This is a genomic window from Bacillus sp. UMB0893 (genome assembly GCF_002858905.1).
GTDB lineage: Bacteria > Bacillota > Bacilli > Bacillales > Bacillaceae > Bacillus_P.
Window position 1 is genome coordinate 267186 of sequence record NZ_PKLB01000005.1, and the last position, 19445, is coordinate 286630.

18 protein-coding genes are annotated in these 19445 nt (G+C 40.6%); 1 reads left to right on the plus strand and 17 read right to left on the minus strand.

The window, feature by feature from the left end; all coding sequences use genetic code 11:
* Nucleotides 1–31: 31 nt before the first annotated feature.
* From CYJ36_RS13070 to CYJ36_RS13100, 7 genes are all read right to left on the minus strand, one after another.
* A complete protein-coding gene (locus CYJ36_RS13070; RefSeq protein ID WP_101567713.1) occupies nt 32–1489 on the minus strand; it encodes an extracellular solute-binding protein in 1458 nt (485 codons plus the stop codon).
* A 20-nt stretch (nt 1490–1509) separates the two neighbouring features.
* Nucleotides 1510–2388: a carbohydrate ABC transporter permease gene (locus tag CYJ36_RS13075; protein ID WP_101567714.1), complete on the minus strand. Its 879-nt coding sequence runs from the start codon at nt 2386–2388 to the stop codon at nt 1510–1512.
* A gap of 10 nt (nt 2389–2398) precedes the next feature.
* Entirely contained in the window at nt 2399–3328 is a 930-nt protein-coding gene (locus CYJ36_RS13080) for an ABC transporter permease (protein WP_374702803.1), read from the minus strand.
* A gap of 28 nt (nt 3329–3356) precedes the next feature.
* Nucleotides 3357–4196: a ribokinase gene (locus tag CYJ36_RS13085; RefSeq protein ID WP_101567715.1), complete on the minus strand. Its 840-nt coding sequence runs from the start codon at nt 4194–4196 to the stop codon at nt 3357–3359.
* Nucleotides 4197–4211: 15 nt separating this feature from the next.
* Nucleotides 4212–4523: a DUF4387 domain-containing protein gene (locus tag CYJ36_RS13090; RefSeq protein WP_101567716.1), complete on the minus strand. Its 312-nt coding sequence runs from the start codon at nt 4521–4523 to the stop codon at nt 4212–4214.
* Nucleotides 4520–5875, minus strand: a complete 1356-nt coding sequence (locus CYJ36_RS13095) for an acyclic terpene utilization AtuA family protein (RefSeq protein WP_101567717.1) — start codon at nt 5873–5875, stop codon at nt 4520–4522. Before CYJ36_RS13095 ends, CYJ36_RS13090 begins: the two co-directional genes overlap by 4 nt.
* A gap of 169 nt (nt 5876–6044) precedes the next feature.
* The gene (locus tag CYJ36_RS13100) at nt 6045–6749 is read right to left on the minus strand and encodes a DUF421 domain-containing protein (protein WP_101567718.1); all 705 of its coding nucleotides are present in this window, start codon (nt 6747–6749) and stop codon (nt 6045–6047) included.
* Between the two features lie 191 nt (nt 6750–6940).
* Between CYJ36_RS13100 and CYJ36_RS13105 the strand changes: the two genes are divergently transcribed.
* Nucleotides 6941–7189, plus strand: a complete 249-nt coding sequence (locus tag CYJ36_RS13105) for a YhdB family protein (protein ID WP_101567719.1) — start codon at nt 6941–6943, stop codon at nt 7187–7189.
* Nucleotides 7190–7410: 221 nt separating this feature from the next.
* Here the strand turns inward: CYJ36_RS13105 and CYJ36_RS13110 are convergent, their stop codons facing one another.
* The 10 genes from CYJ36_RS13110 to CYJ36_RS13155 form a co-directional block, all read right to left on the minus strand.
* Nucleotides 7411–7938 (minus strand): NADPH-dependent FMN reductase, encoded by a 528-nt coding sequence (locus tag CYJ36_RS13110; RefSeq protein ID WP_101567720.1) that lies wholly within the window; start codon nt 7936–7938, stop codon nt 7411–7413.
* Between the two features lie 16 nt (nt 7939–7954).
* On the minus strand, nt 7955–8596 hold the full coding sequence (locus CYJ36_RS13115; RefSeq protein WP_101567721.1) for a response regulator: 642 nt from the start codon (nt 8594–8596) through the stop codon (nt 7955–7957).
* 12 nt (nt 8597–8608) lie between these two features.
* Nucleotides 8609–9730: a GAF domain-containing sensor histidine kinase gene (locus CYJ36_RS13120; protein ID WP_101567722.1), complete on the minus strand. Its 1122-nt coding sequence runs from the start codon at nt 9728–9730 to the stop codon at nt 8609–8611.
* A 362-nt stretch (nt 9731–10092) separates the two neighbouring features.
* A complete protein-coding gene (locus tag CYJ36_RS13125; protein WP_101567723.1) occupies nt 10093–10815 on the minus strand; it encodes an SDR family oxidoreductase in 723 nt (240 codons plus the stop codon).
* A gap of 64 nt (nt 10816–10879) precedes the next feature.
* Nucleotides 10880–12610 carry a phospho-sugar mutase gene (locus CYJ36_RS13130; RefSeq protein ID WP_101567724.1) on the minus strand — a complete coding sequence of 577 codons (1731 nt, stop codon included), beginning with the start codon at nt 12608–12610 and terminating at the stop codon, nt 10880–10882.
* 246 nt (nt 12611–12856) lie between these two features.
* Nucleotides 12857–14527, minus strand: a complete 1671-nt coding sequence (locus CYJ36_RS13135) for a glycerol-3-phosphate dehydrogenase/oxidase (RefSeq protein ID WP_101567725.1) — start codon at nt 14525–14527, stop codon at nt 12857–12859.
* A 146-nt stretch (nt 14528–14673) separates the two neighbouring features.
* Nucleotides 14674–16164: a glycerol kinase GlpK gene (glpK, locus tag CYJ36_RS13140; protein ID WP_101567726.1), complete on the minus strand. Its 1491-nt coding sequence runs from the start codon at nt 16162–16164 to the stop codon at nt 14674–14676.
* Between the two features lie 22 nt (nt 16165–16186).
* On the minus strand, nt 16187–17005 hold the full coding sequence (locus tag CYJ36_RS13145) for an MIP/aquaporin family protein (RefSeq protein WP_101567727.1): 819 nt from the start codon (nt 17003–17005) through the stop codon (nt 16187–16189).
* Between the two features lie 171 nt (nt 17006–17176).
* Entirely contained in the window at nt 17177–17737 is a 561-nt protein-coding gene (locus CYJ36_RS13150) for a glycerol-3-phosphate responsive antiterminator (protein ID WP_101567728.1), read from the minus strand.
* Nucleotides 17738–17875: 138 nt separating this feature from the next.
* Entirely contained in the window at nt 17876–19381 is a 1506-nt protein-coding gene (locus CYJ36_RS13155) for a GNAT family N-acetyltransferase (protein ID WP_374702810.1), read from the minus strand.
* Nucleotides 19382–19445 lie beyond the last annotated feature (64 nt).

Sequence of the window (19445 nt, forward strand, 5' to 3'; positions counted from 1 at the left end):
GAGACCCAGAAATCAGAATCTCTCTCTTTTACTAGTTTAATTTTTTATTGGCGTATTCTGTAATCTCTTTCCCTCCCGCAGCATTCCATTCTTTTACGAATGCTTCAAAATCATCAATTGGACGTTTCCCTGTAATAATGTCCGTTGCATATTCTTTATAAAGATTTTCCATTGCGTCCCAATTGGCAATATACTCCTCAGGCAAAATGAAGAGATTATCCTCTTGGTAGAATTCACTCACTAACCTTAACGATTCTTCTGCAGCTTCCCCAAGAAGCGGTTTTTTCAGCGGCTTTTCAGGTTCAAATTCAGATGGCTCCCAGAATCTTGCAAACCATTGGTCATAATACGTATTCGTAAGATCGATCTGTCCATCCGTTACCTTATAATGCTCTCCTTCAAACCCAAGACGGTCAATCATTTGTCCTTTAGGGCTTGCCAGATAATCAAGAATTTTGAACGCAAGCTCCTTTTTCTCTGATTGAGAAGAAAGGGCAACCCCTCTTGATTCTTTCGTTATATCTGTCACGCCAAATCCTTGACCTTCTCCTTTAGCTGGCGGCAAAACCTTTACTCCAGTATGATCTCCATTTGTCTGCATCATTTTCCCGTTGTATATATCTACGACTTTGCCTGCAGTTCCAACAATCACGCCGGCTTCACCGTCATAAAAAGCTTTTTCTTTAGTATCCCATTCTTTCGTAATATAAGCTGGGTCAAGCAATCCTTCCTTATATAATTTTTGATAGAATGCAAGCTTCTCCTTTTCCTGATTCGAGACTTTGTAATACTCAAATTTGCTGTCGTTGTTCAGCCATGAAGAAGTGATTCCAAAAGACATGTTAAAAATCGCATTCAGTTCTTCAAGATCTCCTGCTGCGGTAAAAGCATACCCCGGTTTCCCCGTACCGCCAGGAGGATTGGTTTTTAATTCTTTAAAGAAATTATAGTAATTTTCGATTGTCGGATCTGCCGCCAAAGCTTCAGATGTTTCCATTTTTTCAAACCAATCGCCTCTGATAACAGGTGTTTTCTGTGAAAGAGGCTTAACCCAGAGCAAAAATGGATAGTTTTCTAATCGTTTTTTATTCCATGGTTCCAGACTGTGCTTCAAATACTTTGATTTTTCAATATGTGGAGTTAAATCTTCAAGCAAATCCTGATCTGCAATCTGCTGATCACCGCCTTGAAAATAAATGATGTCCGGAATGTCCCCGCTAAGCAGCAATAAGTTCAGCTTCTCAGCATAGTTTCCCTGCGGCATTTCAACCAATTCAAAGTTCACATTCAGTTTTTCATCTGCTTTTAACCCCTTTTCAAGGGCATCAAAGTAAGCGACTGAAGCTGGGTTTGACGGATTTTCATCCTTCATGACGATGCGAATGGTTGTCGATCCATCCTTGTTCTTTTCTGTCGTTTCTGTTTTTTCTGAGCAGCCCGCAGAAAATGCGAATAGACTTGCGATCATCACCAGCATGATTTTCTTCATGGAAATCCTCCTTAAAAGATCTAATCCTTGACTCCGCCCTCAAGCGCCCCTTTCGCATAAAACCTGAGAATGAAAGGATACATGATTAAGAGCGGTACAATGGCAAGCATGATTGTTCCTGCTTGTAATGATGCAAAATCAAGACTTGCTACACTTTTATACTCTAAAAGCGTTTGTACGCCCACTAATGAGGCGTTATCACGCTCAACAACGAATTGCCTCAGAACGAGCTGCAGCGGCCACTTTCCTGGGTCTGTTAAGTAAATAGACGCTCTGAAAAACTCATTCCAATGAAAAACGGCATAAAACAAACCTAAAGTTGCAAGCGACGGTTTGGACAGCGGCAGCATGATTCTGAAAAAGATGTTTAAATGGCCGGCCCCGTCAATACGGGCTGCCTCCAGAATGCTCTCAGGCACATCTTCAAAAAACCTCATCATAATAAATAAGTAATAAACATTGACCGCTTTATAGAGAATGAGAGATAAATAGGAATCCAATAAACCAAGATCCTTCACAACTAAATATTCTGGAATAAGTCCTGGTTCAAACACCATGATGATAATCAGAATGACCATAAAGAATCTTCTGCCGACTAATCTTTTTCTTGTCAAAACATAGGCAGCAAGCGCTGTCAGCAGCAGATTCAGCAATGTCCCAATAACAGTAATAAAGATAGAGTTGAATAAGCTTTTTACAATCAGCGGATTGGAAAGCAGAATCTGATAATTTATCAGAGAAAATCCTTTAGGAATGAGAGAGAGCCCATTCATCTTGTGAGCATTTTCAGGTGCAGTAAGGGAAAGCGCGAGCAGGTTAATAATTGGGATTATCATTGTAAGCGTTATCAAAAATAGACCTGTATAGAGCAGGATTTTAGTTAATTTGAACGTTTTCATAGAATCCTCCTCACCATACACCTTTTCCAGTTAATCGTTTTGCAAGCAAATGTGTCCCGAAAATCAGGACGACCCCGATTGCCCCTTTAAAAAGGCTTGCTGCCGTTGCATATGCATATTGCCCGTTTAAGATCCCGATCCGGTAAACGTACGTATCCAGAATATCAACAACACTGATGACCGAATCATTCATAAAGTTAATCACTTGATCAAAGCCGGCATTCATAAAGAAACCTAAATTCAAGATAAATACCGTGATGATGGTGCTGCTCATTTCAGGCAAAGTGATATATTTCATTTGCTGCAGACCTGAAGCTCCGTCCATCCTTGCCGCTTCATACAACGAAGGGCTGATTTTCATAATGGCTGCCAAATAAATGATTGAATCCCAGCCGGCGCTTCTCCACATCTCTGAAAAGACTAAAACCCAGCGTATTTGATCTTTGCTTGTCATGTAATCCAAAGAAGGAAGCTGGAAAAAATTCCGGATGACATTCACACCTCCGTCTATTGGACTCAGAAGACTGATCCATATTCCTGCAATCACGACCCACGATAGGAAATGAGGCAGGTAAACAATGGATTGAACATATTTCCGGTAATGATGATTTCTTACTTCGTGGATGAGCAAGGAAAGGAGGATTGGAATCGGAAAAACGAAAATAATTTTCATCGAACTGATGATGATTGTATTTTTCAGCACAGAGAAGAACGCTGGTGAATCAAACAAAACCTCAAAATGCTTTAATCCGACCCATACATTGTCCCCGATGATGCGGTAATCCTGAAAGGCAAGTTTCATGCCGATAAGAGGAACGATGTGAAAGATGCCGAAATACAGGAAAGCCGGCAAAATCATGAAGTATAAAACCCATTCCTTTCGCATGAGGGCAATATTGTGTTTAAGCTTCATCATCAGATACCTTTTTTCTGTATTCATTACACTCTGCTAAGGTCGGCATGCCGCTTTACGCTCCCTTTTTTTCTACACTTAGCCCTGCTGCTATAGCTGCAAATCGGATCGCTTCTTTTACTGGCAAGCCATCAGAAATGGCGTAAGAAAATGCACCAGCGAACGTATCTCCTGCGCCAGTGGTATCAACAGGATTCACAATAATAGATGGGATTGTTTCAATCTCTTCCCCGTTAAAAAAAGTCACGCCTTTTTCACCTTTTGTAATCAGCAGCTTATTTGGATATCGTTTTAAGGCTGCATCTTCTGATAATGTACCTCCGAAAATAATTTCCGCCTCATATTCATTTGGAAGCAGATAGGTCACCTTGCTTATCAGCTCTTCACATAAGTGAACGGCTGGAGCAGGATTTAATACAATTGTTTTGTTATGTTCATATAGTTCTTCAACCAAGTATTCTATTGAAGGTAAGGGTATTTCCATTGAAAGTAAGATGACATCCGCATTTAATATAGCATTCATGCTAGATTTCAAATAGGCTTCATCTGTTTTTCCGTTAGCCCCGGGTACGACAATAATTCGGTTATGGGCATTGCAGATTTCAATTAATGCGCAGCCTGTAGGAACGTCTGAACGCTTTTGCAGACTGGATGTGCTGACCCTATCATTTTTCAATTGCCTCTCCAGCATATGTCCATGCTGATCGTCACCGATTGTGCCAAAAATCTCGATGTCCCCTCCTAATCTCGCTCCTGCTACTGCCTGGTTTGCGCCCTTTCCTCCCGGGTACATGGAAAAATCCTTGCCAATGACCGTTTCTCCCATTTTTGGAGAGACGTCTGTTACTGCAACAAGATCGATATTTAAACTGCCGACAACTGCTATCTTATTCATTTTCCGGCTCTCTCCTTAATCGATTTCAAGGTTCATTAAGGGCGCATGCTGCTGTGCGCCATATACATCCCGGTCGAAAACTGCACCAGAAGAAATGCTTCTGTAAAAGGTCACCTTAAACCCTAATGCCTGATCAAAAAAAACGATATGCTTCAGCTGTTCTGCCCGAAGATTATAAAGTCTGCAAATACTGGATTCATTAATTTTATTTGAATTCTTCACGTGAAAATAGTGCTCTCTGCAGCTGAAAAGAACATCTAATGTAATCTCAAATGGACCCGAATTCTTGCTTCTAAGGACCTTTGAATATTCTCCTAAAGACGTCATATAACCTCCAAATGAAACGGCATTTCACCTTTATTCAGTTTCATAAGATGATAGATTGAGAATTCATAGACGGGACCAAAATCAATATCGCTTGGAGCAAAAGGAAAGGCCAGATTTCCCGCTGTAGACTTTCTTCCCTCATAACCGTAATGCAAAAAAGTAGAACGCACCGAAGCACATATGCTGCTGGCTATTTCCTGAGTGTCGGCAACAACCTCAAAAACAAGTCCGATTTCGTAGCCTGAAAAGAATTCTGTCTCTTTTTCTCCTAAAACTCCATTTTTGCCATAGTTATAAAAATTGATTTTGTAGGAATCCTTTGAGATATCATTGTAATGCAGGATTACTTCTTCTTTCACTATCTCTTCAATATCTTCGATGCTTTTAATCAGGACTGGGTCGCGGATACCTGCAATCACAATTGTTCTGTATGCTGTTTTTCTTGCTCCTTCCAGCTTTACATAATAGTCATTTGAAGGAATGAATTTACTCTTTGATACTTCAACAACTCCTTCATCGGCTTCTATGAATTCACATTGTGATAAATCCAGTAAAAATCCCGGTCCCTGAAGAAGATATGGATGATCCTTTTCATAAAACGTGTGTGCAGCTACACTTATTGTGCTGCACTTTCTTTGAGGATTCGTTGCCTGAACTGTAAAGGAGTCTTTTTTAATTGTTCCAATAATACAATCTTTCGTCGTTCCTGGCTCTGCACATAAAGCACCGCATTCTAATATTTTCCCTAAGTGATAGGAGAGGCCGGCATCCATTCCGTGGTAAATACCGACTGCCGCAAATGGAGATGGATCAAAGGCTCTGCCGCATACAATAATCTCACATTGCTGCTGCAAGGCTTCTACTATTTGCTCATGACCCATTTGAGCCACGATAGAATGAGTCTCAGAAATGGAACTGACACTTAATTCTGGAACGTTCGGACTCATTTTTACAATCCTTCCATCTTTTAAGGCTATTTTGACGCTATCTTTTTCAAAATCTGCCCAGATTACGGCCATTTTCGGCTTTGCTTTTTTTTCTGACAGGAATTCATGAATAATGTCCAATGTCCATTCCACATGAGGCCTGGCACCAGCTCCTCCAGCTGAACCAATAATGAGCGGAACTTTATTGTTTAAACTTGCCTCAATGAGGAGTCCTAAATCTCTCTTCACTGCCCGTTTTGAAACAATACCCACACCAGCTCCTAATTTATGAGGTCCTGCGTCTGTCGAACCTGCATCTACCACGATAGCATTGGGCTTTTTTTTCATGCCAGCCTGGAGAGATTCTATTGGAAAACCATATCCGAGCATTCCGCATGGTGACAGGATCTTAATTTCTTTGCTCATTACATCCCCCTGAATACGCCTTTATTAACAAGGCTTTCTTCCACTACCAACTATATGTAACCGGTTACACATTATGAATAAAACCTAATGGATTTTTATGGGTATATTAATGTTTTTTAAATATTCAGTGTTTTAAAAGTGCTACATTCTTAAAGTAGTTCAGGGGATGTTATAAATAGAAAAACAATTGAAGTTTTCCTTGCTTATCCATTGTGCCAAGCAGTATTTCTTTCACTTTTTTCTGATGTACGTTCGTTAATTGGGAGGTTAACCATTCTTCGTCCTTCCCTAATCGATGAAGTTCTGTTTTGTTGATGCTGCCTTCCCTAATTATGGTTACAGGCAGTTCAAATGGACTGACAGATACGTTTAAATCAAGGTTTGTAACCGTTTGATGGTCCGCTTTTAAAAAAAATGAAATCTTGCCGTCTGATTCGAAAAGAGCAAGCGCCACTTTTTCAGGATCATCAATCTGCTGCTTGCGGAGTTCTGAGAGCAGATCTTCAATTGTTATTCTTGCTTTTGCCAAGGATTTATAATAAATCTCTCCGTTTTTAATCAACGGAAACGCAGGCGGATCAAGTAACATGCGGAACGAGTGCCACTTCAGGCTAATAAAAATTCCGGTAATATATAAAATAACCAGAACGCTCATCGTGATCATCGAACCTTTAAGTCCTAAGCTCTCATCTGAAAGTGGATGAGCCATTATATTGCCAATGATTAGTGCCATAATAAAATCAAGCAGCCGAAGCTGGGCGATTGATCTCTGGCCCATAATTTTTGCAATCAATGCCAAAAAGAAAAAGGTAATGACAGCTCTTAACGCCCATTGAATGGATGTTAGAGTTTCCTGGCCATGAAAAAAATCCATTCTTTTCACTTCCCAAACAGGTGTTTATTGAATATCTTTTCCTAAATCGTACTGGATATGAGCTATTTTCAAGTCAATTATGTCGGGGAAACACTTCCAAGCTGATGGATGGTGGTTCTCCAACTTTTACACAGCAAATCTTCGTCAGTTTCACACAAAATAAACATATCTCCTTCAAGGGAGGAATGTTTGTGGAGACAGTCGATTACGACAAAGCATTGTATTATACACACAGATCACAATGGGATAACCTTCTAATATTGATGGTGCGTACTAAAGATGACATGCTTTCAAAACGAATTGAGCAGTTCCTGCACGCTTATAATTTCGAAAACAACTACAGGGAAATCGAGAAGAAATTATATTCTTTGCTTCGTTATATTGATCACGCAGTTGAAGCTGGGTATGAGGCTGAAAATGAATATGAATATTTAACATAGAAAAGCGATTGGAAAGAACAAAAGCGCAGGCGCCTTGGTCAGCTCGCGAAGAAAATAGGAATTGACCGGAGAAGGCGCTTTTTGCCTTCTTTGGGCAATTGTCTTTTTCACAGTGAGCTAGGCGCCGGAGCTGGACGTAGATCACTTTATTTCATTATCCACAACCTTTTACCTTTTATAATTTCCTAAACGATAAAAAATGGAGGAATCATTCCTCCATTTTAATTTTGCTTTTGCATATAAAAGTGTGTATACATTTTGAGCTCTTCCATCAGCTGCTGAACAAGTACTTCAGAATCTTCAAGCAGTTTTTTGTTTTCATAATCAAAGCAAATGGGATCAAGCACCAGCTGCTTCGGAATGGCATTTGCATATACGCCTCTCATCACAATACGCATATTATTAAGAGCATTAATCCCGCCTTTTCCGCCTCCTGCAACAGCAATCAAAGCTACTGGCTTATGGGCAAAATAAGAACTTCCTAAAAAATCGAGCGCGTTTTTTAATGCTCCGCTCATGCCGCTGTGATATTCAGGAGATAATAAAATAACACCATCTGCAGTTTTCATTGCCTTTTTTAATTTTTGCACTGCTTCGAGACTCTCCTGTTCTTCTTCCCCATTAAATAAAGGGAGGTTAAGAACGCTTAAATCAATGTAGTCTGCGTTATATTTTTCAGCAATAAATGCGGATGCCAGGCGAGTTCTTCCTTTTTTTCTTGGACTTCCGTTAACAACTGTTAATTTCATTTCCATTCTTCCTCTCTTATTTGTCCAAGCCATTCTTGACGGCATATAATGCAACCTGCGTGCGATCAGCAAGCGATAACTTGGAGAGTATATTTGAAACATGAGTCTTTACCGTTTTTTCAGTGATGTATAGAGAAGCCGCAATTTCTTTATTGCTTTTGCCTTTTGCAATTTCCTTTAATACATCATTTTCCCGATTTGTAAGTGGTGTCAATCCTTTTTCATCTATTTGATTCTTTTGCATGAGGTGGGACATGACATGCGATGTGACTTTTGGATGAAGCTTGCTTTCCCCTCTTAATACTTCCCTGATCGTATGAACGAGTTCATCCGGTTCCACATCTTTTAGCTGATATCCAGATGCACCAGCCTGTATAGCGGGAATGACATGATCCTGATCTGCATAGCTTGTCAAAATAATGATTTTCACAAGCTCGTTAAATGAGCGGATTTCTTTAGTAGCATCGACCCCGTTCATGACAGGCATCGACAGATCCATTAAGATGACGTCCGGGTTCAGATTTTTCACCATCTGTACAGCTTCTTCTCCGTTGACCGCTTCCCCGACAATTTCTATGTCCTTTTGTGTGGTTAAGAAAAAGTGAAGCCCTCTTCGGACGACTTTATGATCATCAGCAATTAACAGGCGTATTCCCATCTTCTGCCCTCCTTAAATCGGAATATTAATTTGTATTTCAGTGCCTTTATTTATTTCAGATAATAAACTGAATGTTCCATTCAGTTTTTTGGCGCGATTTTTCATACCTTGAAGACCAAGAGAAGGCAGCGGTACTGTTTCGTTGTAAGAAAAACCGGCGCCTTGATCTTTTATGATCATGGAGACCTCGTTTTTCGCCCGTGAAATCTTAATTGAAGCGTTTTTAATCTGAGCGTGTTTTTTACAGTTATTTAATGCTTCTTGACCGATTCTCCATAAAGCTTCCTCCACTTCGCATGGAAGAGTCTGAATGCCAATAATGTCAGCTTCAAGTTCTAGGCCAAGCACTTTTGCATAATTCATCAGCGCAGATGCAATCCCGTTTTCCAGTCCTTGTGGCCTCAGCTGCCAGATTAATGCTCTCATCTCAGAGAGAGCTTCCTGTGACAGATCTTGAACATACGAAAGCATCTCTTTCATCTGGGCATCCTCTGTCATTTCTTTTGTTCCTCTTGCTGTCAGCATAATTGAAAAAAGAAGCTGATTGACGGAATCGTGCATATCCTGCGCCAAACGATTCCGCTCGGCAATTAAAGCAAGATGCTGTTCATTTTCAACAAGCTTCATCCGCTTCATCGCTGTTCCAATTTGATAGGCAACTGCTTCTAATAAAGCAAGTTCTTCAGCTGAAAAATGACGTTTATTCGGCGATGCTACATTTAACAGGCCAATCTTCTCATCTCCTGTTCGAAGCGGCACTGTAGCATGATGGGTGATATCATTCGTATCGCCGCATTTAAATGTTTCAGCATCTTCCAGTCGTTTGCAGTTTATGATATTTGCAGCCTTGTTCAATCGGCCATCTGAAAACTGATCAATGCACCAGCAGTTTCCTGAACACATCGCCTTTTTATGATCTATTACAAGCGCAGCGGGAAGTTTATGATCTGCAACTAAACGGTATTGTTTTTCAGAATCAATGAGAAAAATCCACCCTGTCTCAAGACCTGTTAAGTGAAGCAGCTTACTCAGCACTTCATCAAGCATTCGCTCAAGGTCATTGGCCTGATTCAGCGTTTCCGCTATCGTTTTTAGCGTCTGCAGTTCCAGTATCCTTTTTTCATCCTTTGACATATATCTCTCCCTCACACCGTTTATATTATTATTATAGCAACGTTCCAGTCTTTGCTGCCTTCTCAATGTGACTGATTTTTTCTGCGACTTTTGATGGAGATAATAGACTGCAATCCAAATGAAGTTCTCCAGAATAAGAATTTCATGCCTCATTATCAAAAAAGCGCACCTTATTATCTGGACGACCCCTTTTATAATCCGAAAATCCACTCTTATCAATCGAAATGGCTGTTTTATAATCCGCGTGCTCAAATCCTACATATAAAACTGAAATCCAAACCAATAATCCATGCACTATGACCTGCCAGCCGAGATGTACTCCTCTAAAACCTATACAAAAAAACCCGCTAAGATAGCGGATTTTATGAAATCGGATATTGCTGAATCAGCGGATGCACGACAATTTCATCGATGATCATATGCTTCGGTGCACTTGCCATATAAACAACAGCATCTGCTATGTCTTTTGCTTTTAGCCAGTCTTTCTTTTCTTCGACCCCTTGTTCTCCATTTGCGAAATAGGAATCGACCATACCTGGATTGATTGTTCCAACGCGGATGCCGTATTCGCGCACTTCCTGGGCAAGGGACCCAGAAAATCCTTGAACAGCATACTTCGTCGCTGTATACGCTGAACCATTTGCAATCGTGTATTTCCCTACATCTGATGAGATTGTAATAATCGTTCCAGCATTGCGCTCTTTCATATGTGATAATACCGCTTTACTTGCTACAAACACACCTTGTACATTAACTTCAAACACTTTTTTCCACTCATCAAGGGATGTTTCATCCACTGTTTTGAAAAAACCAATTCCTGCATTGTTAACAAGAACATCAATTGTTTGAAACGCAGAAAGTGTTTCTTTTACTACTTCTGACAAGTGCTCTTCATTCGCGACATCTGCCTGAAATGCTTTTATATGCTCATTTCCTGCTTCAGCAAGTTCCTTCGCTGTTTGGAAAATTTCTTCTGAGCTTCCGATAATGGCAAGCTTCATTCCCTGATTGGATAACTGAACCGCGATTTCCTTCCCGATACCCCTGGATGCACCTGTAACGATTGCTGTTTTATTTTTTAACATCCTCTTTTCCCTCTTTTCCATTAAAACAGCTGAAAAAGGCTTACCTTCTCCAGCTGCTGTATCATTAAATCAATTCATTTACTTTTTTCATAAGTGCCGCAGTGACTTCGCTAAGCTTCTGCTCACTCTCAGCAAGTGTGTCACCTTTTACGCCGAAATAGAACTTCGCTTTCGGTTCTGTGCCAGATGGACGAAGGCAGAACCATGATCCGTCTTCAAGGTAATATTTTAACACGTTAGATGAAGGGAGCGTTATTTCTTCAGTCGTTTTCGTTTCAGTGTAATAACGAGTCCCCGCTTTATAATCTTCGATCGTAACGATTTTTTTATCCCCCATCATTTCAGGAGGGTTGCTGCGGAAGGAAGCTAAGATGCTTTGAATTTGCTCAGCACCTTCTTTGCCCTTAAGCGTAAGTGATTCTAATCCTTCACGATAGAAGCCATACTGTTCAAAAATATCAAGCAAGCCCTGATAAAGTGTTTTCCCTTGTTTTTTGTAATAAGCTGCTACTTCAACCGATAAAAGAGCAGCTTGAACAGCATCTTTATCACGTGCAAAGTCTCCAATCAGGTAGCCATAGCTTTCTTCGTAGCCGAATTGGAAGCTGTACTTGCCAGTACGTTCGTATTCATTGATTTTTTCTCCAATGAATTTAAAGCCTGTTAGCGTATCGATTGTATCTAAGCTGAAGGATTCTGCTACAGCTCTTCCAATTTCAGACGTTACAATGGTTTTTAATACAACACCATTTTCAGGCAGGATGCCCTTTTCTTTTTTCTGTGATAGTAAATAATGCAGAAGAATGGCACCGGTCTGGTTGCCGGTCAAAACCACATATTCGCCTTCCAGATTTTTCACAGCAACTCCTAAACGATCAGCATCCGGGTCTGTTGCAATCAATAAATCTGCATCTCCTTGCTGTCCATCGCGAATCGCATACTCAAATGCTGCATGCTCCTCAGGATTTGGAGATTTGACTGTGCTGAAGTTAGGATCAGGCAGCTCCTGCTCTTTAACAACGGTTACATTTTTATAGCCAAGTGCTTCAAGTCCGCGGCGTACCGGCTTGTTAGCTGTACCATGCAGTGGAGTGAACACGATTTTCAAATCAACTTCTTCAGAAAGAGAGGGATTCACAGAAATTGTGACCAGTTTGTCAGTATAAGCAGAGTCAATCTCTTCGCCGATCATTTTGATAAGCCCGTCTGCTTTTAAAGCTGCTTCATCCTTTACTTCAATGCTTAATTCGTCCTCGATTTCATTAACTCTTGCGATGACTTCATCGGCTGCAGCCGGAGGCAATTGCCCGCCATCTTCTCCATATACCTTGTAGCCGTTATATTCTGGCGGATTGTGGCTTGCTGTGATCACAATACCAGAGAACGCATTCAAATATCGCACTGCAAATGATAATTCAGGTGTTGGGCGCAGTTCCTCAAATACATACGTTTGAATGCCATGGCTTGCAAGTGTTTTTGCTGATTCCATTGCAAATTCAGGAGATTTATGACGTGAATCATATGCAATAGCAACTCCGCGTTTTTTTGCTTCTTCCCCGAAGGATTCTATGTACCTCGCCAAGCCCTCTGATGCTTTGCGGACTGTATAAAGGTTCATGCGGTTTGTTCCTGCTCCAATTTCACCGCGCATACCTCCAGTACCGAATTCGAGATTTTTATAAAAAGAATCCTCACGAACTTTATCGTTATGCTCTAAATCTGATAAAAGCAGTCTTAACTCAGTATTCAAATCCGTTTTGTCATTCCAGCGCTTATACCTCTGTTCAAAGCTCATAACGTACCTCCGATGATTTTATGTAATAGATTTTAGTAATTATTTCTTCTTTCGTCAGGAAAATTCCTGCATTAATTCTTATGTAAATCATAGAAATCAATCATTTCCATCGCCTATTTTAACACAAAATGGGACTTTCAGATATTTTAATTTTGTTAAAAAATTTTACATTAGAATACTAAAATTAAAGAAAAACTGCAGCGTATCATGAGTGGAAATCACAAATGCTGCAGCCTATTCTTTCTATTAATTTGCTTTTCTGACCTCATCAGGGACAACTGCCTCATTCAGATGAGCCTGGAGTTTTTCAATGTGACGCTGTTTTTGCTCAGGACTCCATTTCAGCTTTTCAGCCATATAATTTGTAACAGGCTCATTGTAGGTTTTAGCCCAATTGATGTCGAAATACACGGATCCTGTTCTTCTGACAAAGAAATCAGCTGGAGCTGCTGCCATTTCTTCCGTTATCGCATAATCAATTTCTGCAAGTATATGAATAGGCAACCCATATGCTTCAGCAAGCGAATTTAACGACTGTACTCTTTCAAGTAAGGCGTCAGCATTTGAACCGTAGCGTCTTGCAAGATGCTTAGCCTGCATTTCTGTTAAACCAAGCTCCATCCCTTGTTCTGTTTTCGTTTTCACAAATGCTTCTAAGCATGAAGAACCGCCAACATGACCGCCTGAAATCGGCATATTCTTTGTTTTGCATATACCAAAGTCCTCTAAACCTTCATCCTTAAAGTCTTTTACAATCACATCAATAATATGCTCTGCCATTTTTCTATAACCAGTCAGCTTTCCTCCAGCTATCGTGATCAGCCCTGATTCAGATGTCCAAATTTCATCTTTTCTTGATATTTCAGACGGGTCTTTTCCGTCCTCATGTATAAGAGGACGAATGCCTGACCAGCTTGATTCAACATCTTTTGCGGTGATTGTTAGTTCGGGGAACATGTAATTGATTGATTCGATGACATAGTCCCGGTCGCGAACAGTCATCCGCGGATTTTTAGGGTCTTCTTTGTAAACGGTATCTGTTGTTCCCACATATGTTTTCCCATCGCGCGGAATGGCAAATACCATCCGTTTATCCGGTGTATCAAAGTAAATAGCCTGTTTTAGAGGAAATTTGCTTTGATCAAAAACTAAGTGGATCCCTTTTGTCATTTGCAGAGATTTGCCTTTTTTCGAATGATCCATTTCTCTCAGCTGATCAACCCAAGGGCCTGCAGCATTGATGATTTTCTTAGCGTATACATCATATTTCTCGCCTGAAATCGTATCTAAAATATGAACGCCGACTACTTTTCCTTTGTCGTAAATGAATCCTTCGGCTTTTGCATAATTGACTGCATCAGCGCCAAAGCGGACAGCTTCTTTTATGACTTCAATTGTCAGTCTGGCATCATCTGTCCGGTATTCTACATAATAGCCGCCGCCTTTTAAACCTTGTTTTTTAACAAGCGGTTCTTTCGCCAGGGTTTCCTTTGCACTTAGCATTTTCCTTCTTTCACCGCGCTTGACGGCAGCAAGGTAATCGTATACACGCAAGCCGATGGAAGTTGAGAAAGGACCGAATGTCCCGCCCTTATGCATCGGGAGGAGCATCCATTCAGGTGTTGTAACATGAGGGCCATTTTCGTAAACAATGGCTCTTTCTTTTCCGACTTCTGCTACCATCTTCACTTCAAATTGTTTTAAATAGCGCAAACCGCCATGGACCAGTTTCGTTGATCTGCTGGAAGTGCCGGCTGCAAAATCCTGCATTTCAACGACACCGATTTTCATTCCGCGTGACGCTGCATCAAGCGCAATGCCTGACCCTGTAATGCCGCCTCCAATTACGAATACATCGTATGTTTCCTTTGTCATTTTATTTAGGATTTCATCTCTTTTTTCACTTGAAAAAGCCATTTAAATTCCTCCTAATATTTTCCAGCAAGAGATGAAAAAGAGACCACAACAATCTAGTGCAGCAATCAATGCCTGCCCTAGTGTTGTGGCCTCTCCATATCTCCAACCGTTCTATTAACTTAATGTTAGTATATCACATGCTGCAATTATTTAAAAGCCTGAGCTGCTTTTACTGCTTTTTTCCATCCTCCGTACAGTTCATCACGTACTTCATCTTCCATTTCAGGTTCGAACTGTTTGTCTAATTTCCATTGTGTTGTGATATTTGATTTATCTTCCCAGAATCCAACAGCAAGACCCGCAAGATAAGCTGCTCCAAGTGCTGTTGTTTCATTTACTTCAGGACGCTCAACCGGTACACCAAGCATGTTGCTCTGGAACTCCATTAAGAAATTATTTTTTACCGCGCCGCCGTCAACACGCAATGTTTTTAAAGAAATGCCAGAATCTGCTTCCATCGCTGTCAGCACATCTTTTGTTTGATATGCAAGGGATTCCAGTGTTGCACGAACAAAGTGCTCTTTTGTAGTGCCTCGAGTCAATCCGAAAACAGATCCTCTAACATCACTGTCCCAATAAGGTGTACCAAGTCCTACAAACGCAGGAACAACATAAACGCCATCAGTTGACTCGACACGATCAGCATAGCGCTCACTGTCTTTGGCATCTTTAAACATGCGGAGACCGTCACGCAGCCATTGAATCGCAGAACCGGCTACGAAGATACTTCCTTCAAGCGCATATTCTACTTTGCCGTCCACACCCCATGCGATGGTGGTTAACAGGCCATTTTCAGAACGAATCGCTTTTTCTCCTGTGTTCATCAGCATGAAGCAGCCTGTGCCATACGTATTTTTAGCCATTCCTTCTTCAAAGCATGCCTGGCCAAATAATGCTGACTGCTGATCTCCGGCAGCTCCTGCGATTGGCACGGAATGACCGAAGAAGTGATATTCCACTGTATTAGCATAAACTTCTGAAGATGGCTTTACTTCAGGCAGCATCGATTTAGGAACTGTTAAATATTCAAGCAGTTCATCATCCCATTTTAACTCATGAATGTTGTACATTAATGTACGGGAAGCATTTGAATAATCAGTAACATGCGCTTTGCCGCCTGATAGCTTCCAGATCAGCCATGTATCAATTGTTCCGAAGAGAAGATCGCCTTTTTCAGCTTTTTCTCTCGCACCTTCAACATTATCTAAAATCCATTTCACTTTTGTTCCTGAGAAATAAGCATCAATTAATAATCCTGTTTTTTCTCTAAATGTATCATTGTAGCCTTTTTCTTTTAACTCTTCGCAAATACCTGCAGTCTGTCTGGATTGCCACACAATAGCGTTATAAATAGGCTGTGATGAGTTTTTATCCCAGACAACTGCTGTTTCACGCTGATTCGTAATCCCGATGCCTGCAATTTGCTCAGGCTTCACATTTGATTCTGATAAACAAGAAGCAATAACAGCCAAAATGGAACCCCATATCTCATTTGCATTATGCTCTACCCAGCCTGGCTTAGGGAAATACTGTTTAAATTCTTTTTGTGCAATATGAACGATTTCACCTTGTTTGTTAAATAAGATGGCTCTTGAACTTGTAGTTCCTTGGTCTAATGACAAAATATACTTTTCCATAATAAATCCCCCTCAGTAATTTTCAATATGATGCTGTGCTAGAAGAATTTGTTTGTTTTTTTGTAAGAGCGTATACAATTCCAAGCATGATCACAAGGACAGCTGCGACATACCAGAACATAGTATCGATATTACCCTTAAATACGTAATTGTAAAAGACGGCTGCAAATGATCCCCCTACTAGAGGAGCTACAACCGGAATCCACGCATATTTCCAGTTAGAACTTCCCTTGCCTGCAATCGGCAATACAAAATGGGCAAGTCTTGGTCCAAGATCGCGTGCCGGGTTGATCGCATACCCTGTTGTTCCGCCTAATGATAAGCCAATTGCAACGACGAGGAAACCTACAATCAGGGGATTTAAGCCCTCTGTAAATGTATTCGCTCCAATCGCAAGCAACGTCAGCACAAAGATAAATGTTCCAAGCGCTTCACTGATAAAGTTTGCAAAATGATTTGGAATCGCTGGACTTGTTGAGAATACTCCAAGCTTTGCACCTGGATCTTCTGTTTCTTTCCAGTGCGGCAAATATTGCAGATAAACAAGCACAGCTCCTAAAAATGCTCCAATCATTTGAGCTAAAAGATAGGATGGCACCTGGTTCCAATCAAATGAACCGGCAAATGCAAGTGCAAATGTAACAGCTGGATTCAAATGCGCTCCGCTTATTCCCCCTACTGCATAAACAGCCATAGCTACACCGAAACCCCATCCCATTGTAATAACAATCCAGCCGGATTCATGTGCAAATGATTTCTTTAAGCTGACTCCAGCACATACACCTCCGCCAAACACGATTAAAATCATCGTACCAATTACTTCACCCCAAAAAGCTGTCATCTCTAAATCCCCCTATCTATAAATGTGATTCTCATAGATTAGAAGATAAAAAAATCCACAACAAATTCCTTTACCCAAGTAAAGATTTGTTGTGGATCTCCGTTTCTCCATCACATTTATTAACTTGCTCTCATCGTACATTCTTTTGAAAGCGTTGTCAACAGATATATTTTATATATTTTGATAATTTTTCCACAATGACATCTCTGATGATGTGACGGCTGTCGCACCAGCTTTTAATGCTTTATGCACTTCCTCTGAGGTTTTTACGAAGCCTCCTGCAAGGATGGGGATCCCTGTTTTTCTTTTCACCTCTTCAATTAAGCTTGGTACAAGGCCTGGGAGAACTTCTATATAATCCGGTTTATTTCTTGCAATAAGTTCTAAGCTTTTCTCCAATGCACTTGAATCTAGCAGAAACAGACGCTGAATCGCATAAATTCCTCTTTGTTTAGCTTTTGTAATGACGTTGGATCTCGTTGAAATTAAGCCAGCGGGCTTCACTTCCTGACAGATAAATTCAGCTGCATATTCATCGTGCTTCAGACCTTGAATTAAATCGATATGAATGAGAATTTTCTTATTGGATGCGGATGCCAGCCGGATAATATTCCGAACCTGACCTAGATGAGTATCCAGAAGAACACCGTATTCGTAGGGGCTTTCTAAAAAACGCTCTAACTGTTTCATATTGCGGATTGCGGGCAAAATCTGCTGACTTTCAAAACTCATATTCTGCACCTCCCTTTTTATTAAATTGATTATCTATTTATAAATGCTTACAAGGAATGTACTACATAAGCTTACATAAACTCAAGTCCATTATTTTCATTAAAATAGAAAAAAAGACAAAGATTGGATAATCTCTGCCTAGTTCTTTTTATATCTGATTCCGTAAACGTCATGTCTGCGGTCTTTTAATTGTCTGACTGTGCCTGATTGACGCTGTCTGCGGAGGATTTCCAGATCAACATCTCCGATGACAACCATTTCAATGTTAGGGTTGCACTCTCCGACAATTCCGTCTCTTGCAAATTCAAAATCAGAAGGTGCAAAAATCGCAGATTGAGCATACTGGATATCCATGTTTTCCGTCTGCGGAAGATTTCCGACTGTTCCCGAAATAACCGTATAAATTTGATTTTCCACTGCTCTTGCCTGCGAACAATAACGAACACGCAAATATCCTTGACGGTCTTCTGTACAAAAAGGCGTAAAAATGATTTTTGCTCCTTTTTCAGTCGCAATGCGTGCAAGCTCAGGGAATTCAATATCATAGCAGATTTGAATGGCAACCCTGCCGCAATCGGTGTCAAATACTTTTACATCATCCCCCCTGCTGATGCCCCACCATTTACGTTCATTTGGAGTGATGTGAATCTTATATTGCTTTTCAATGGTTCCATCTCTGCGGAAAAGGTAAGCAACATTAAATATCTTGCCGTTATCCTCTTCGACAAAGTGTGAACCGCCGACGATGTTGACGTTATATTTAACGGCAAGCTCTGTAAAGAGACTAATGTACTCCTCTGTATACTCTGTCAGTCTGCGGATCGCTCTGCTCGGTGACTTTTCATCTAAAAAGGACATGAGCTGGGCTGTCAGGAGTTCTGGGAATACTGCAAAATCTGCAGATGCATCGGATGCTACGTCTGTATAATATTCAACCTGTGTCGCAAACTCTTCAAAGGAGTTAATTTGTTTCATTTGGTACTGTACAACACATATCCTCACAGGCAAAGCTGTTTTATAGTAACGTTTTGTGTTAGGCATGTAATCGACATTATTCCACTCCATTAATGTCGCGTACTTTCCTGATGCACGATCATCAGGCAAATAGTTAGGGTTAATCCTCATTAGCGTGAATCCGTTCAGCAGCTGGAATGATAGAACGGGATCATAAATTTTATGATGGATAACCTCTTGAACATATTGGCGGGGAGACATTTCATTTTCAAACTTATGATAATTCGGGATTCTTCCGCCTATTATGATGCTTTTAAGATTCAAACGTCTTGCTAAATCTTTTCTTGCTTCATAGAGCCTATGACCGATCTTCATGCGGCGGTATTCAGGATGGACCATCACTTCTATCCCATACATATTATAGCCGTCAGGATTATGGTTTGAAATATAGCCATTATCTGTAATATCGTCCCACGTATGACGGTCATCATATTCATCAAAGTTAATGATCAGGCTTGAGCATGATCCGATAATCTTCCCTTCAAATTCAGCACAAAACTGACCTTCTGGAAAATGCTCCAAATGGCTTTCTAAATGCTCTCTTTCCCATGGGACCATGCCAGGAAAGCATAATGCCTGCATGGCTAATATTTCATCTATGTCTTTACTTTCAATATTTCTGATGATCATTTTTTTCTCAAATTTAGACAAATCAATTGTATCAGTCACAAGAACAGCTCCTTTACATGGTAAC